We start from the raw sequence: 15400 nt of genomic DNA on the forward strand, positions 1-15400 counted from the left end.
AGCTCACCGGTTCGTGATGACGGAGTATTGGACAAATACAGGACACATCATGGGCGTAAATCGGTACTCTTCCCGCGACCGGGCGAAACCGCGAAAACAACCCCGCCGATCACCGAAATCCGCACCGGGGAAATGCCGCCTCCGGGCGGCTCGGAGGCGGCATCATGGTTCGTCTCTACCCCTTGTCGCGGGCGAGCAGCTCCCGCACCCGTTCCTGCAGCGCCTCCCGCCGGTACGCGTTCACCTGGGCGCCCGCCATCCGCACCGGGTCGCCGAAGAAGAAGTACTCGTACAGCGACTCCCGCCCGGCGAAGCTCGACACAGACGCGTCGAACGCCAGCTTGAACAGCCGCGCGCGGTCCTTGGCGGGCAGGGTGGCCGACTGGAGATACACGTCGATGTCGGGGCGCCCCTCAGCCTCGAAGTCCGCTTCTCCCGGCAGGGCCATGAGACCGGACGCGGAGAACTTGCGGATGATCTCGGTCAGCCGGGGTGAAACCTTGGTGGGGTACCAGTTCCGGGCTGCGTTGAGGACTTCCCACTTGGGCAGGAAGACGCCGTCCTCGCTGAGCTTGCCGTCGGCTTCCGCCGCGCGCAGCACGGCCTTCTCGATCTCGACGTAGGAGATCAGCTCCGACAGGTCCTGCTGGATGTGCTGAAAGCCGCCGATGCCGATCGCGGCGGCGATCTCACTGGCGAGGCCGAGGTAGAACTCGGTCTTGGCCAGCGTGCGGGTGACGACCTGGTGGGTCATGAGCGCGCCGGCGCCGGTCTCGGAGTACCAAGCGTTGCACAGTTCCGGATGCCCCAGCAGGAAGACCCGCTCGTTCGGGACGAACACGTCGTCGAACACCACGACCGCGTCCATCTCCTCGAACCGGGAGGCGAGCGGCTCGTCGAAGGTCGAGCGGCCGTGGTCGAGTCCGGCGCGGCAGAAGTACTTCAGCCCGGGAGCGTCGTTCGGGACGGCGAAGGCGTAGGAGTACGGGGCGTCCTCGGGGGTGCCGCGCAGGACAGTCGACGGGAACACCAGGAGTTCGTCGGCGATCGGCGCGATCGTGGCGAGCATCCGGGCGCCGCGGACGACGATGCCGTCCTCCCGCTCCTCGACCACCTTCGCCGAAAGGTTCCCGCCGCCCTGCTGACTCCCGGACACCGAACGGTTGACCTGCGGCGGGATCAGGGTGTGCGTCGCGAGGAGGTCGTTCTCGCGCGCCATCTCGTAGTACTTCTCGATGCGCTCGCCGAAGACGGGATCGGCCTGGGAGAAGAACTTCTTCGCGGTCGAAAGCGCGGTGAGCGACGAGTTCATGTAGTCGCCGGTGCGGCCGAGGAAGCCATTGGAATACTCTGCCCACACGGAAAAGGCGGCTCGACGGCGTTTGAGGTCCTCCTCGGTGCGCGGCACCAGGAACGAGGTGCCGACGCGCTCCCCCGTGGTCGGCGATTCGTAGGTCAGGACGTCACGGTGCGCCGGATCGTGCTGGAGGTCGAACAGCTTCGCGTAGGTCAGCGCGTTGTTGCGGAAGGCCGCGTGCTCGGCGACCTTCGAGGTCACCTTTTCGCCGTCGACGTAGAGTTCCGGCGTCATGGCGTTGAGCTTGTCGAGGTACTGCTGTCCGGTGCGGGCTCCCATGTCGGGCTCCTTCTCTTGTCAGAACAGGGATTCGTGGCCTTGTGTGGATTCGTGGATGGTCAAGAACCGCCCGTCGACGAAGCTGAGCGCGTCGCCGGAGCGGTAGTCGAATTCCCGCACCTCGCCGAGGAACAGGGTGTGGTCGCCGCCGTCGTAGGCGGCCCACGGCGTGCAGTCGAACCAGCTGAGGACGCCGCCGAGCCGCGGCGCATGCCCGCCTTCGACCCACACCGGCGCGCCTTCGGGACTCGGGCGGCCGGCGAAGTTCATCGCGAGCGCCTGCTGTTCGGCGCCGAGGACGTTGACCGCGAACGCGCAGCCTTTGAGCAGGTCGTGACTCTTCACGGTGCGTTGGATCGACACGAGTACGAGCGGCGGATCCATCGAGACCGCGGTGAAGGAGTTCACCGTCAGGCCGTGCCGTTTCGTGGCGGCATCGAAGGTCACCACCGCGACGCCGGTCGCGAAGCGGCCGAGACAGCCTCGGAAGAACTGCGCGGGCGGCCGGTACAGGTTCGATCCCGGTGAAAAACTGGTTTCGCGTGACATCATCGTCGGTTCCTGTTCTATAATCGAACAGCCAGTTCAACTATCGAAATGGATCGTATACGATGGTTTCGGACTCCCGCAAGGCTTCGAGCGCGTCCCAGACACTCAGCCGGGGCATCCGCGTGCTCGAAGTCCTTGCCGACGCCCAAGAACCGCTCAGCGTCGACCAGATCGCCGAACGGCTCGGCGTCCACCGGTCGATCGCGTACCGGCTCATCCGCACGCTGGAAGACCACGGGCTCCTCACTCGGGAGCCCGCCGGGAAGTTCGAACTCGGCACGCGTTTGGCCGCGCTCGCGGCGGGGATCAAGCACGATCTCCAGGCCGCCGCGCTGCCCGAACTGACCGCGGTCGCGAACGAACTCGGCATGACGTGTTTCGTGGCGGTGATGGACCGCGAAGAGTGCGTGACCCTGGTCAGCGTGGAACCCCGGCACGCCGTCGCGTCCGTCGCGCAGCGCCCGGGGTCCAGGCATCCGTTCACCGTCGGCGCCCCCGGCCGGGCGATCCTGTCGCAGCTTCCGGAGGAAGACTGGCCGGAGGGAATACGAGGAGTGGCTGCGCGCGGATACGCGGACAGCCATGGTGAGGTGATCGAGAACCTCAGCGCCGTCGCGGTGCCGCTCCCCCTGCGCGGCCACAACCCCGCGGCGCTGGCAGTCGTCTATCTGTCCAGCACACGCGCACCCGCCGAGCTCGCGGAGCGACTCAAAGCGGCGGCGAAAGCCGTCCGTGACGCCCTCGGCGGATGAGCGTCACGGACGGCTGGACTACTTCGAGAAACGCAGCGGACTCACGGCCTGCTCGGCCTCGTGGTCCGGACCGAGCGGGATCCCGGACCGGTCACGCAGCAGCAAGGTGGCGATGAGACCGACGACGGTCATCCCGGCCAGGTAGACGGCGACGGACACCGACGTACCTGTCGCGTCGACCAGCGCGGTCGCGATCGTCGGCGCGAACGCGCCCCCGAGGATCGCGCCGAGCGCATACGAGATCGAAACACCGGAGAACCGGATCGACGCGGGGAACAGCTCCGCGTAGAACGCCGCCTGCTGGCCATAGGTGAACCCGAGCCCGACGCTGAGGATGATCAGACCCAACGCCAGCAGCGCGACGTTCCCGGTGTCCACCAAGGGAAAGAGCACCGCGACGCCGGCGAGTTGCGCGATCCAGCCCATAACGTAGGTGCGCCGCCTGCCGATCCGGTCGGACACCGCGCCCGCCGCCCACGTCGAGACCAGCCAGGTGGCCGCCGACGCGGTCACCGCCCACAGCACCGGACCGCGGTCGAGGCCGATCGGGCCCTTCGGGTTGGTCGCGTAGTTCTGGATGTAGCCACCGGTGGTCATGTAGCCGACGGCGTTGTTGCCCGCGAACACCAGCGCGGCCACCAGGACGAGCACGGAGTGCTTGCGGAACAGCTGGATGATCGGCGTCCGGGTCTGCTCACGACGCTGGGCGATCTCCCGGAAGACCGGGCTCTCCTCGACGCGGCGCCGGACGTAGTGGCCCACCAGGATCAGCCCGACACTGAGCAGGAACGGGATCCGCCAGCCCCAGTCGAGGAACGCCTGGCCGGGAACGAGCAGATTGGTCAGCGCCAGGACACCGGAAGCCAGCAGCAGACCGAGCGGGACGCCGATCTGCGGTGAGGCGCCGAAAAGTCCCCGGCGCTTCGACGGCGCGTGCTCGACGGCCATCAGCACGGCGCCGCCCCATTCGCCACCCGCCGAAACGCCCTGCAGGATCCGCAGCAGGATCAGCAGTACGGGCGCGAGGACCCCGATCTGGTCGAACGTCGGCAGCACGCCGATCAGCGTGGTCGCGGCCCCCATCAGGATCAGGGTGAGCACCAGGACCACCCGGCGGCCGTACTTGTCGCCGAAGTGGCCGGCCAGGAACGCGCCGAGCGGGCGGAACAGGAAGCTCACGCCCACGGTGGCGAAGGAGACGAGGGTGCTGTTCGCCCCGAGCCCGGAGAAGAACAGCTTGCCGAAGACGAGACCGGCGGCGGACGCGTAGACGAAGAAGTCGTACCACTCGACCGTGGTGCCGACGACGGTCGCGAACGCGACCCGGCGCCGGTCGGAAGACGGCGGGGCGGTCCGGCCGGGCGTGTGCTCATCCTGCGCTGGATTCGACACCTTGACTCCTTTGACGTAGGCCTGACGCGAGTGGCGGCCCGCAGGGATCCTCGGGCGAGGCGAAAGCCACTCGGTGACCGCCTTGCCACTGTGGCACAGAATCATATACGTTATTAGATACGAAGCAAGGGTCGAGGGATTCAGGGAAACATGGGCACTTACGAGTCAACGGCGCCATCAGGACGCGGGTCCGGTCCGCTGAGCACCCGTCCGGGCAAGATCATCGCCGTCCATCTCAGCTACGCGTCACGCGCCGAGCAGCGCGGACGGCGTCCGGCGAACCCGTCTTACTTCTTCAAACCGTCGAGCTCGATCGGCACGTCCGGGGGCACGGTCGAACGCCCGGCGGGCACCGAACTGCTGGCCTTCGAGGGCGAGATCGCGCTGGTCATCGGCACCGCGGCCCGGTGGGTCAAGCCGGACGAGGCGTGGGACCACGTCGCCGCGGTCACCGCCGCGAACGACTTCGGCCTCTACGACCTGCGCACCGCGGACAAGGGGTCCAACGTCCGGTCCAAGGGCGGTGACGGCTACACCCCGCTCGGCCCCGGTCTCATCGACGCGCGCGACGTCGACCCCTCGTCGCTGCGCGTCCGCACCTGGGTGAACGGCGACCTGGTGCAGGAGGACACCACGGCCGGGCTGATCTTCCCGCTGCGACAGTTCGTTTCCGACCTCTCCCAGCACTTCACCCTCGAACCCGGCGACGTCATCCTCACCGGGACGCCCGCCGGGTCGACGGTGGTCTCCCCCGGCGACGTCGTGGTGGTCGAAGTGGACGTTCCCGGCACCTCTACCAGCAGCGGACGGCTCCACACCACCGTCTCCCAGGGCATCCGGTCCTTTTCGGACGTCGGCAGCCTGCCCGAGGTCGACGACAAACAGCGCGCCGAAGCCTGGGGCACTCCCGCGAACGAGCCGGTGGAAGAGAGTTCGCCCGTGCTCAGCGAGGAACTTCGCGCCAAGCTCCTTCGCGCGCCTGTCGCGGGCTTGTCCGCCCAGCTGCGCAAGCGCGGGCTGAACAACGTCGCCATCGACGGCGTGCGCCCCAACCTGGCAGGCTCGAAGATCGTCGGCACGGCGAGGACCCTGCGCTTCGTCCCGAACCGCGAGGACCTTTTCAAGTCCCACGGCGGCGGCTACAACGCGCAGAAACGCCTTTTCGACTCGGTCGGCACCGGCGAGGTGATCGTCATCGAGGCACGGGGTGAGAAGGGGTCCGGCACGCTCGGCGACATCCTGGCGTTGCGGGCGCGGTACCTCGGCGCCGCCGGGGTGGTCACCGACGGCGGGGTCCGCGACTTCGAAGCCGTCGCGGCGACCGGGCTCCCGGTGTTCTCCCAGGGCCCGCATCCGGCGGTCCTCGGCCGCAAGCACGTGCCGTGGGACACCGACGTCGCGGTCGCCTGCGGCGGGGCCACCGTGCTGCCCGGCGACATCATCGTCGGCGACGACGACGGCGTGGTCGTCATCCCGCCGGGCCTGGCCGAAGAGGTCGCCGACGCGACGCTGGTCCAGGAGGACGAGGACGCCTGGATCGCCGAACAGGTCGGCCAGGGCCGCCCGATCGAGGGGCTCTTCCCGCTGAACCCGTTGTGGCGGGAAAGGTATGCGGCATGGCAGAAGAAGCAGTGAAGACGGCCAGCAAGTCCGAGCTCGCCTACGAGTGGCTGCGTGAGCGGATCGCCCGGCACGAGTACGGGCCCGGCTACCGGCTCGTCCTCGCCGAGATCGCCGGCGCGCTCGACATGAGCGTCGTCCCGGTGCGCGAGGCGATCCGGCGGCTGGAGGCCGAACGGCTCGTGACCTTCGAACGCAACGTCGGTGCCCGCGTGGCGATGGTGGACCAGAACGAATACGTCCACGCCATGCAAACCCTCGGCGTGGTCGAGGGTGTCGCCACCGCGCTGTCCGCGCCGGGACTGACCGAAGAGGACATCGCGAAGGCGCGCCGGGTGAACGAGCGGATGATCGCGCTGCTCGACCATTTCGACGCGCACGAGTTCACCGCGCTGAACCAGCAGTTCCACTCGTTGCTCTTCGAATGCTGCCCCAACCCGCAGATCCTCGACCTCGTGCACCAGGGCTGGACACGGCTGTCCGGCCTGCGCGACTCGACTTTCGCGTTCGTCCCCGACCGTGCGCACCGGTCGGTCGAGGAACACGAACAGATCCTCCGGCTGATCTCCGAGAAGGCCGACCCGCTCGACATCGAATTCGCCGCGCGCAATCACCGCTGGGCCACCATGCAGGCCTTTTTGGACGCTCGAGAGCGCGCGAACCGCTGACTGAGGAGGACTTTTGACCACCACGACTCCCCGGCCGATCCCGGACGGTGTCCCGGAGCGGATCCGGCACTACATCGGCGGCGAACTCGTCGATTCGGCCGACGGCGCCGTCCTCGACGTGCTCGACCCGGTGACCAACGAGGTCTATGTCCGGGCCGCCGCCGGCAAGAAGGCCGACATCGACCGCGCCGTCGCGGCCGCGCGGAAGGCGTTCACCGAGGGGCCGTGGCCGAAACTCGTTCCGCGCGAGCGGTCCCGGGTGCTGAACCGCATCGCCGATCTCGTCGAATCGCGCGACAAGAAGCTGGCGGCGCTGGAGAGCTTCGACTCCGGCCTGCCGATCTCGCAGGCGCTGGGCCAGGCGCGCCGGGCAGCGGAGAACTTCCGGTTCTTCGCCGATCTGATCGTCGCGCAAGCCGACGACACCTACAAGGTGCCGGGCCGCCAGGTCAACTACGTCAACCGCAAGCCGATCGGCGTCGCCGGGCTGATCACGCCCTGGAACACGCCGTTCATGCTGGAGTCGTGGAAACTCGCGCCCGCGCTGGCGACCGGCAACACCGTCGTGCTCAAGCCCGCGGAGTTCACCCCGCTTTCGGCGTCGCTGTGGGCGGAGATCTTCGAGGAGGCCGGGCTGCCGCCGGGCGTGTTCAACCTCGTCAACGGCTTCGGTGAGGAAGCCGGCGACGCGCTGGTGAAGCATCCGGACGTCCCGCTGATCTCGTTCACCGGCGAGAGCGGCACCGGCAGCCTGATCTTCGGGAACGCGGCTCCGTTCCTCAAGGGACTGTCGATGGAACTGGGCGGCAAGTCGCCCGCCATCGTCTTCGCCGACGCCGACTTGGAAACCGCGATCGACGCGACGATCTTCGGCGTGTTCTCGCTCAACGGCGAACGCTGCACCGCGGGCAGCCGGATCCTGGTCGAGCGCGCGATCTACGACGAGTTCGTCGAGCGCTACGCCGAGCAGGCCAAACGTGTCGTGGTGGGCGACCCGAGCGAGCCGGCGACCGAGGTCGGCGCGCTGGTGCACCCCGAGCACTACGAAAAGGTCATGAAGTACATCGAGATCGGGAAGACCGAGGGCAGGCTGGTCGCCGGTGGCGGCCGCCCGGACGGCTTCCCGACCGGGAACTACGTGGCGCCGACGGTGTTCGCCGACGTCAAACCGGACGCCCGGATCTTCCAGGAGGAGATCTTCGGCCCGGTCGTCGCGATCACGCCGTTCGACAGCGAGGAAGAAGCGCTGGCGCTGGCGAACAACACGAAGTACGGGCTCGCGGCCTACGTCTGGACCAACGACCTCAAGCGGGCGCACAACTTCGCGCAGTCCGTCGAGGCCGGGATGGTGTGGCTCAACTCGAACAACGTCCGTGATCTGCGCACGCCCTTCGGCGGGGTCAAGGCGTCCGGGCTGGGACACGAGGGCGGCTACCGCTCGATCGACTTCTACACCGACCAGCAGGCGGTGCACATCAATCTCGGCGAGGTGCACAACCCCGCCTTCGGCAAAGGATGATGCCATGACCACGATCCCCACCCCGAAATCGCCGCCGCCGGACGTCCTGCGCTGCGCGTACATGGAGCTCGTCGTCACCGATCTGGCACGCTCGCGAGCCTTCTACGCCGATGTCCTCGGATTGACGGTGACCGAAGAGGACGAGACCACGGTCAGCCTCCGCACGATCGACGAGTTCATCCACCACAACCTCGTGCTGCGCCAGGGCCCTGTCGCCGCTGTCGCGGCCTTCTCCTACCGGGTCCGGTCGCCGGAGGACCTGGACAAGGCCGTCGCGTTCTACACGGAGCTGGGCTGCCGGGTCGAGCGTCGCGCGGACGGATACACCAAGGGCATCGGCGATTCGGTGCGCGTGCAGGACCCGCTCGGCTTCCCGATCGAGTTCTTCCACGACGTCCAGCACGTGGAGCGCCTCGGCTGGCGTTACGACCTGCACTTGCCGGGCGCGCTGGTGCGGCTCGACCACTTCAACCAGGTCACCCCGGACGTCCCGCTCGCGGTCAAGCACATGGAAGACCTCAACTTCCGGGTCACCGAAGACATCCAGGACGAACAGGGCACCACCTACGCGGCCTGGATGCGCCGCAAGCCCACCGTGCACGACACCGCGATGACCGGTGGCGACGGACCGCGGATGCACCACGTCGCCTTCGCCACGCACGAGAAGCACAACATCCTGTCCATTTGCGACAAACTCGGCTCGCTGCGGATGTCGGACCACATCGAACGCGGTCCCGGCAGGCACGGCGTGTCGAACGCGTTCTACCTCTATCTGCGCGACCCCGACGGGCACCGCGTCGAGATCTACACCCAGGACTACTACACCGGCGACCCGGACAACCCGGTCGTCACCTGGGACGTGCACGACAACCAGCGCCGCGACTGGTGGGGCACGCCGGTGGTCCCGTCGTGGTACACGGATGCCTCCCTCGTGCTCGACCTCGACGGCAAGCCGCAGCCGGTGGTCGCGCGGACCGACGACAGCGAACTGGAAGTCACCATCGGCGCCGACGGCTTCTCCTACACCCGCAAGGGTGACGACGACGGGGAACTGCCGGCCTGGAAACAGGGCGAGTACAAACTCGGCAACCAGCTCTGAGGCGGGGAACATGCTCGAACAGGAAACGATCACCGCGATCGCCGACGAACTGGCGGCCGCGGAGGCGGCCAGGGAGACGATCCCGCTGCTGACGGCGCGCTACCCGGACATGACCGTCGAAGACTCCTACGCCGTGCAGAACGAATGGCGGCGCCGGGGCATCGAGGCGGGGCGCCGTCCGGTCGGCCGCAAGATCGGGCTCACCTCGAAGGTCATGCAGGCCGCCACCGGGATCACCGAACCCGACTACGGCGCCATCTTCGCGGACATGGTGTTCGAGAACGGTTCCGTGATCGAGCACAGCCGATTCTCGAACGTGCGCATCGAGGTCGAACTGGCCTTCGTGCTCCGTGACTCCCTCGCCGGGCCGGACACCACCGTGTTCGACGTGCTGCGGGCGACCGAGTACGTCGTACCGGCGCTGGAGATCCTGTCGTCCCGCATCGAAATGGCGGGACGGACCATCGTGGACACGATCAGCGACAACGCGGCCATGGGCGGCATGGTCTACGGCGGCAACCCCGTCGCCGTGGACGCCGTCGACCTGCGGTGGGTTTCGGCGCTGCTGTACCGCAACGAGACCATCGAGGAGTCCGGCGTCGCCGCCGCGGTACTGAACCATCCCGCGAACGGTGTCGCCTGGCTGGCGAACAAACTCGCGCAGCACGGCGACAAACTCGATCCGGGTGACATCGTGCTGGCCGGTTCGTTCACCCGGCCGATGTGGGTGCACCCCGGCGACACCGTGACCGCCGACTACCGGGACCTGGGGGCGATCAAATGCCGCTTCGTCTAGACCCGACGTTCCAGGAGCAGCTGGGCACTCGGCCGCTGATCGGCATGTGGGTGACGTCGGGCAGCCCGGTCGTCGCGGAGATCTGCGCGGGCTCCGGGCTCGACTGGCTGCTCCTCGACACCGAGCACACCCCCACCGGGCTGGAGACGGTGCAGTCGTTGCTGCAGACGATCGCCGCTTATCCGATCACGCCGATGGTGCGCGCCTCGTCCGGCGACGTGGTCGCGCTGAAGCAACTGCTCGACCTGGGCGCGCAGAACTTGCTCGTGCCCATGGTCGACAGCGCGGAAGAAGCGGAAGCCGTCGTACGGGCCGTCCGCTATCCGCCGCGAGGCGTACGCGGCGTCGGCAGTGCCCTTTCCCGGTCCGCGCGCTGGAACCGGGTCGAGGGCTATCTGACGAATGCCGACGAGCACACGTCGTTGTTCGTTCAGATCGAGTCGACGGCGGGCGTCGCGGCCGCCGCCGGGATCGCCGCCGTCGAGGGTGTTGACGGGGTCTTCGTCGGACCATCCGATCTGGCCGCGTCGATGGGGTTGCTCGGACAGCAGACGCACCCGGACGTCACCGCGGCCGTGCTCGGCACGTTCGAGGCTGTTCGTGCGCAAGGAAAGCCTGTCGGGGTCAACGCGTTCGACCCCGCGCAGGCCCAGCGCTATCTCGACGCCGGCGCTTCGTTCGTCCTGGTCGGCGCCGACGTCACACTGCTCGCCCAAGGTTCGGAGGCGCTCGCGCGGCGGCATTCGGCCTAAGGTTGGCCGCATGATCCCGTGGCTGCTCGACTCCGATCCGGCCCTCCGCTGGCAGGTGGAACGCGACCTCGCGCACGAGCCGCCCGAGGTCTGGGAGGCGACCGGGCACGGATCGCGACCGAAGGCTTCGGCGCGCGCCTGCTCGCCCACCAGGACCCGGACGGCCAGTGGGCGGGCGGCGCGTTCTTCCCCTGCGGCGGCTCCGGCGGCGGCTCCAGTAAGGAAGACGGACAGCCGTGGACGGCGACGACGTGGTCGCTGAACACTCTGCGGGAGTGGGGAATGGACGCCGGGGTCCTGCGCGGAACCGCCGGACTCCTCGCGAAGAACAGCCGGTGGGAGTACGACGACCTGCCGTACTGGGGCGGCGAGGTCGACTGCTGCATCAACGCGTGGACCCTCGCGAACGGACTGTGGCTCGGCGCCGACGTCGACCCGCTCGTCTCGTGGTTCCCGGAGCATCAGCAACCCGACGGTGGCTGGAACTGCGAATGGGTCGAGGGCTCGAAACGGTCGTCCGTCCACTCGACCCTGAACTCGCTCAAGGGCCTGCTCGCTCTCGAAACCGCGACCGGTGGCACCTCGGCTTCGCGGGCAGCCCGGCGCGCGGGCGAGGAGTACCTGTTGGAACGCGGTCTGTTCCGGCGGTTGTCGACAGGTTCGGTCATCGCGCCGTGGATCGCCGTCTTCGCCTATCCGTTCCGCTGGTTCTACGACGTACTGAACGCGGCAGACTACTTCCGTCAGGCTTCGCTGTACGACGGGACGGCTCCGGACCCGCGGATGGCTGAAGCCGTCGAACTGATCCGCGCCGCCCGCCAGCCGGACGGAACCTGGCTGCAGGCCCATCGGCACGCGGGGCGGGTGTGGTTCGAGGTCGACGTCGCTGCTGGTGAGCCGTCGAAATGGCTGACTTTGCACGGCGCGCGGGTCCTGAACTGGTGGGACTCTTGGGCGAGCGCAGGAACTCAGGTAACCCATCGGCCTTGATCAACGGAGGATCCGGGACGTTGGGTGGCCTCGCGACGGTGAAGGAATTGGGACGTTGAATGTCCTAATTCCTTCACCGTCGATCCGGTCGACAGCTGGGATCGTCAGCCTCGTGCGGGTCGGCGTTAGGTAGGCAAAGGCCGGTCCGCCCTAGCCGCTCACGACCCACCCTGCCCACTGCTTTCCGGCACTCTTGCCCGCCGGGGTCCGTGAAGGCCTACTTGGCCAGGTGCTATCCGCCGGGTTCCGGTTCGGTGGCATGGTGTCTGTGGGCATGACGAGGGGCCCGTCGCCGGTGTGGCTGGCGGGCTCCTCGGGTCATGCGGGAGTTCAGGCGCGCTGGAGGGTGTTGCGCCGGGTTCTTCGTAACGGATCCAGATACTGGGGCGGAATAAACTCCGGTAACCCATCGGCGGCCATCCGGACTTCCCAGTCCCCGTGATGGATCAGGCGGTGGTGAAAACCGCAGAGCAACACGAGGTTGCGGAGGTCGGTGGGTCCACCGTCTGCCCAGTGCTCAATATGATGAGCGTGACAATTCCTGGGTCGTCGATGACACCCGGGGAACGCACAACCCCGATCACGAATGTTCAACGCCCGGCGCTGACCTGGGGTGACGAACCGTCGTAGCCTCCCCACATCCAGGGGTTCTCCGGCCGCGTTGAGCACGACGGGGAGCATGAGGCAGTCGCAGGCGGCCAGGCGGGCTTCGCGGGCGGTCATGGTGCCGACGAAGTCGAGGCAGGCTTTCCCGATCCCGGACTTCAACTCGTCCAAGCCGATGGTGACGTGCACCAAGGTCCGATACCCGTTGGTGCCGGGCTGGTCGGGGCACGCGATCGCCAGATCGAGGAGCTCGGCCCACGCATCGCCTTGGCGTTCATCCTTGGATCGCGGATCTACCTGCCCGAACTCGTCGGTCGGGCGGGGCTTCGCATACGCCTCCAGCGCAGCGGCCGTCCGGGCACCCGTCTCATCATCGAGCAGGCCGTTCAGCTTCCAGAACCCGTCCTTACGGCGCTCCAAGGTGACTTCGCGGCGTGGCTGCTTCGGCTCAGGGTCTTTCGGTTCGTTCCCGTCCGGGTCGAACCAGCCCATGATCTGCTGCTCGGCATCCGCCACCTGCCGCGGCCCCGCACCCCGGGCCAGGTTAGCGAGGATCTTCTCCGCACTCTCCCGGTCTTCAGCGGAGGTGTCGGGCGGGATCCGTCCCAGGATCTCCAAGATCTGGGCGATGCGCTCAGCCCCGATTCCGCCTTCCGCGGCGAGAGCACCCGTGGCGGGCGCCAATGCCGGGATCTCCGTGCCGTCCAAAGCCCGGGTCGGGTTCACCGCGATCGCCTGAGTCACCGTCGGCCGTGCCTCACCCCAGGAAAGCCCCGCCACATCAGCAAACCAGGACACAGTAGAGCCGTACCCGAACAAGTCTTTGACGCCCCGAGAGTCCACTTCCGCCAGATACTGCCCCAGTCCGGCGGAGGCGACCCGCATCACCTGCAGGAACTGTTGCACGCCATGGGCAAGCTCCAGCTTGCCAGCGCGCCACAACTCCTGCGGCAACTCGGGAAGAACAGTCTCGGACACCCCTCCATAATACACCGCTCCAGTCGAACATGTGTTCGTAATTTTAAGTGACAATAGAACGGGCCGCCGACATCCAAAGGGTGATCCGGAAAATCACGCCAAGTAAACATGCCAAAAGTGAAAGGCATTCACGCCGGATTGACCGCCCGCACTTTCTCAGGAAGCCGAAAAGCAGCGACGACACCACCGGCAGCGACAAGAAGGATGAATCCGAACACGACACCGAAGGCCAAGACGGGCCGTGAGGCGAGCCCCGCCAGGATCGCGCCGGTCATCGCCACCCCCGCCACCGCACCCACCTGCCTCACCGTGTTGAACAGGCCGGACGCCCCACCCGCCGCGTCCGGGTCCACGGACGCCATCGCGATCGCGGACAGCGGCGACCAGGCCAGCGCGTTGGCGGCCCCCAGGAGCGCGGCTCCCCCGGTGATCCACCAAGGGTTCAGCTGCAGCACGACCACGAGACCCATGAGCAATAAACTCACGGCGAGCAGGCCCATGCCGAGCATCGCCGGTCGGCGCCCGCCCACCCTGTCGACCCAGCGGCCGGCCGGTGGCGACAGCAGGATCGCGACGACGGCGTCCGGCGCCAGGACCATCGCGGCTTCGAGCGGCCCGAAACCGCGCACCCCTTGGATGTAGAGCATGGTGGGCAACGCCATCGCGAGGACCGTCGCGCCGAGGGACGCCATCGCGAGGCTCGCGAACAGGTAGCCGGACGAGCGATAGAGCTGAAGGGGCGCGAGGGCGTCTGCTCCTTCAGCGCGCTCTCGGAAATAGAAACCGACGAGCAGCGCGACGCCGACGACGGCCGCGGGCAGCGAAAGACGGCTCCAGGACAGCAGAGCCCACACGAGAAGACTCAGACCGGCCGTGCTCAACGCGGCACCGGGCAGGTCGAATCGAGCGACGCCTCCCCGGCTGCCCGGAATCAGGCGAATCCCTATTACGACGGCGATACCGCAGAGGGGAACGTTGACCCAGAAGATCCAGCGCCAATCGAGGCTCGCCGTCAGCAGCCCGCCCAGCATGGGGCCGAGCAGGGTGGCGGCCGCGGCGACCGAACCCCAGATGCCGAACGCGCGACCTCGCTCGTCCTCGGCGAACAGTCGCCGGATCAGCGTGAGCGGTTGGGGGGACATCGCGGCCGCTGCCAGGCCTTGCAGGACTCTGAAGACGATGAGCCACTCGATCGAATTCGCGAGCCCGCACAGCGCGGAGGACACCGCGAAGCCCGCCATGCCGACGAGGTAGACGCGCTTCGGATCGAAGAGGTCGCCGAGCCGACCGGCGACCAGCAGCGGGACCGAAAACGCGAGCAGGTAGCCCGCCGTCACCCAGAACAGCGCGGCGACGTCCCCGCCGAGGTCGGCTTGGATGCTCGGGCTCGCCACGGCGACGATCGTCGTGTCGAGCAGGAGCACGAAAAATCCCGCTAGCAGTGCCGCGAGCCCGCCCCATTTGGAAGAACTCATCGCCGCTCCACCCAGTGCACGCACGCCGATCACGATAGGGCCACGGCTCCCGGCCGCCGTAACAAGGCCTGCCCGGTCCGCGAGTTGTAAGCCGATGGTTCGGCGCGAGGAAGGGGACGGCCTTGAAGCGGGCGGGTTCGGTGTGGATCTGGTCCTTGCTCGGCGCCGTCATCGCCGCCGCCCTCGGCACCACGATCAATTTCGCGACCGATCTCAAGACCAGTTTCCTGGCCTGGGGTCTCGTCGTCGCGTTCACCGTCGCGACAGGGCTGATCAGCGGAATCTCGCAGGTCCACGCCCGCCGCGATGACGACGGCGCGAAGTCCACCGGCACCACGAACATCTACGACTTCCGGCAGTCACAGGTCAACGTCTGGTTGGTGTTCCTGATCCTGGGAGTCTCGGGCTCGTTGCTGGCGGCCATTTTCGTGGGAGTCCACTTCGCGGGCTCCGTTCAAACCGCCGGGACACCGTTCCCCGCCGTGATCGAGCCGCGCTTGACACCTCCACCGTCGTCGACGACACCCTGCTGAGCTCGAAATAGCGATCGCGGTCAGGACGAGCGCGG

The 15400-nt window shown here is 67.7% G+C and carries 14 protein-coding genes; 9 read left to right on the forward strand and 5 right to left on the reverse strand.

Features of this window, described 5'->3' with window-relative positions; genetic code table 11:
* Window positions 1-175 precede the first annotated feature (175 nt).
* Both hpaB and ACZ6YV_RS22090 read right to left on the reverse strand, forming a co-directional pair.
* Window positions 176-1636 carry a 4-hydroxyphenylacetate 3-monooxygenase, oxygenase component gene (gene hpaB, locus ACZ6YV_RS22085; protein ID WP_465511408.1) on the reverse strand — a complete coding sequence of 487 codons (1461 nt, stop codon included), beginning with the start codon at window positions 1634-1636 and terminating at the stop codon, window positions 176-178.
* Between the two features lie 18 nt (window positions 1637-1654).
* The gene (locus ACZ6YV_RS22090; protein WP_465511409.1) at window positions 1655-2188 is read right to left on the reverse strand and encodes a flavin reductase family protein; all 534 of its coding nucleotides are present in this window, start codon (window positions 2186-2188) and stop codon (window positions 1655-1657) included.
* A 59-nt stretch (window positions 2189-2247) separates the two neighbouring features.
* Between ACZ6YV_RS22090 and ACZ6YV_RS22095 the strand changes: the two genes are divergently transcribed.
* The gene (locus ACZ6YV_RS22095) at window positions 2248-2937 is read left to right on the forward strand and encodes an IclR family transcriptional regulator (protein ID WP_465511410.1); all 690 of its coding nucleotides are present in this window, start codon (window positions 2248-2250) and stop codon (window positions 2935-2937) included.
* Window positions 2938-2955: 18 nt separating this feature from the next.
* Here the strand turns inward: ACZ6YV_RS22095 and ACZ6YV_RS22100 are convergent, their stop codons facing one another.
* Entirely contained in the window at window positions 2956-4329 is a 1374-nt protein-coding gene (locus ACZ6YV_RS22100) for an MFS transporter (protein ID WP_465511411.1), read from the reverse strand.
* A 150-nt stretch (window positions 4330-4479) separates the two neighbouring features.
* Here ACZ6YV_RS22100 and ACZ6YV_RS22105 point away from each other — a divergent pair, with 150 nt between their 5' ends.
* The 7 genes from ACZ6YV_RS22105 to ACZ6YV_RS22135 are packed head-to-tail and all read left to right on the forward strand — an operon-like array spanning window position 4480 to window position 11773.
* A complete protein-coding gene (locus ACZ6YV_RS22105) occupies window positions 4480-5964 on the forward strand; it encodes a fumarylacetoacetate hydrolase family protein (RefSeq protein ID WP_465511412.1) in 1485 nt (494 codons plus the stop codon).
* Entirely contained in the window at window positions 5946-6617 is a 672-nt protein-coding gene (locus tag ACZ6YV_RS22110; RefSeq protein ID WP_465511413.1) for a GntR family transcriptional regulator, read from the forward strand. The genes ACZ6YV_RS22105 and ACZ6YV_RS22110 overlap by 19 nt, the downstream gene beginning before the upstream one ends.
* A gap of 13 nt (window positions 6618-6630) precedes the next feature.
* Window positions 6631-8136 carry a 5-carboxymethyl-2-hydroxymuconate semialdehyde dehydrogenase gene (gene hpaE, locus ACZ6YV_RS22115; RefSeq protein WP_465511414.1) on the forward strand — a complete coding sequence of 502 codons (1506 nt, stop codon included), beginning with the start codon at window positions 6631-6633 and terminating at the stop codon, window positions 8134-8136.
* 4 nt (window positions 8137-8140) lie between these two features.
* On the forward strand, window positions 8141-9235 hold the full coding sequence (gene hpaD, locus ACZ6YV_RS22120; RefSeq protein ID WP_465511415.1) for a 3,4-dihydroxyphenylacetate 2,3-dioxygenase: 1095 nt from the start codon (window positions 8141-8143) through the stop codon (window positions 9233-9235).
* 10 nt (window positions 9236-9245) lie between these two features.
* Window positions 9246-10031 (forward strand): 2-oxo-hept-4-ene-1,7-dioate hydratase, encoded by a 786-nt coding sequence (gene hpaH, locus ACZ6YV_RS22125; RefSeq protein ID WP_465511416.1) that lies wholly within the window; start codon window positions 9246-9248, stop codon window positions 10029-10031.
* Window positions 10016-10783: an HpcH/HpaI aldolase family protein gene (locus ACZ6YV_RS22130; protein ID WP_465511417.1), complete on the forward strand. Its 768-nt coding sequence runs from the start codon at window positions 10016-10018 to the stop codon at window positions 10781-10783. Before hpaH ends, ACZ6YV_RS22130 begins: the two co-directional genes overlap by 16 nt.
* 18 nt (window positions 10784-10801) lie before the next feature.
* Window positions 10802-11773, forward strand: coding sequence for a squalene cyclase (locus ACZ6YV_RS22135; protein ID WP_465511418.1), 972 nt, complete (start codon window positions 10802-10804; stop codon window positions 11771-11773).
* 330 nt (window positions 11774-12103) lie between these two features.
* On the opposite strand, the gene ACZ6YV_RS22140 is transcribed toward ACZ6YV_RS22135, so the two are convergent.
* Complete coding sequence (locus tag ACZ6YV_RS22140) at window positions 12104-13357, reverse strand: HNH endonuclease signature motif containing protein (RefSeq protein ID WP_465511419.1); 1254 nt, start codon at window positions 13355-13357, stop codon at window positions 12104-12106.
* 128 nt (window positions 13358-13485) lie between these two features.
* Window positions 13486-14832, reverse strand: a complete 1347-nt coding sequence (locus ACZ6YV_RS22145) for an MFS transporter (protein WP_465511420.1) — start codon at window positions 14830-14832, stop codon at window positions 13486-13488.
* Window positions 14833-14954: 122 nt separating this feature from the next.
* On the opposite strand from ACZ6YV_RS22145, the gene ACZ6YV_RS22150 reads away from it, so the two are divergent.
* On the forward strand, window positions 14955-15365 hold the full coding sequence (locus ACZ6YV_RS22150; RefSeq protein WP_465511421.1) for a hypothetical protein: 411 nt from the start codon (window positions 14955-14957) through the stop codon (window positions 15363-15365).
* Window positions 15366-15400: the final 35 nt, after the last annotated feature.

This window comes from Amycolatopsis sp. NPDC102522 (assembly GCF_055584485.1).

Bases quoted from the DNA above. Each gene is read 5' to 3' on its own strand.
- hpaD (WP_465511415.1), top strand. From the start codon at position 8,141: ATGACCACGATCCCCACCCCGAAATCGCCGCCGCCGGACGTCCTGCGC.
- ACZ6YV_RS22105 (WP_465511412.1), top strand. From the start codon at position 4,480: ATGGGCACTTACGAGTCAACGGCGCCATCAGGACGCGGGTCCGGTCCG.
- ACZ6YV_RS22095 (WP_465511410.1), top strand. From the start codon at position 2,248: ATGGTTTCGGACTCCCGCAAGGCTTCGAGCGCGTCCCAGACACTCAGC.
- ACZ6YV_RS22145 (WP_465511420.1), bottom strand. From the start codon at position 14,832: ATGAGTTCTTCCAAATGGGGCGGGCTCGCGGCACTGCTAGCGGGATTT.
- ACZ6YV_RS22090 (WP_465511409.1), bottom strand. From the start codon at position 2,188: ATGATGTCACGCGAAACCAGTTTTTCACCGGGATCGAACCTGTACCGG.
- ACZ6YV_RS22110 (WP_465511413.1), top strand. From the start codon at position 5,946: ATGGCAGAAGAAGCAGTGAAGACGGCCAGCAAGTCCGAGCTCGCCTAC.
- ACZ6YV_RS22130 (WP_465511417.1), top strand. From the start codon at position 10,016: ATGCCGCTTCGTCTAGACCCGACGTTCCAGGAGCAGCTGGGCACTCGG.
- hpaH (WP_465511416.1), top strand. From the start codon at position 9,246: ATGCTCGAACAGGAAACGATCACCGCGATCGCCGACGAACTGGCGGCC.
- hpaB (WP_465511408.1), bottom strand. From the start codon at position 1,636: ATGGGAGCCCGCACCGGACAGCAGTACCTCGACAAGCTCAACGCCATG.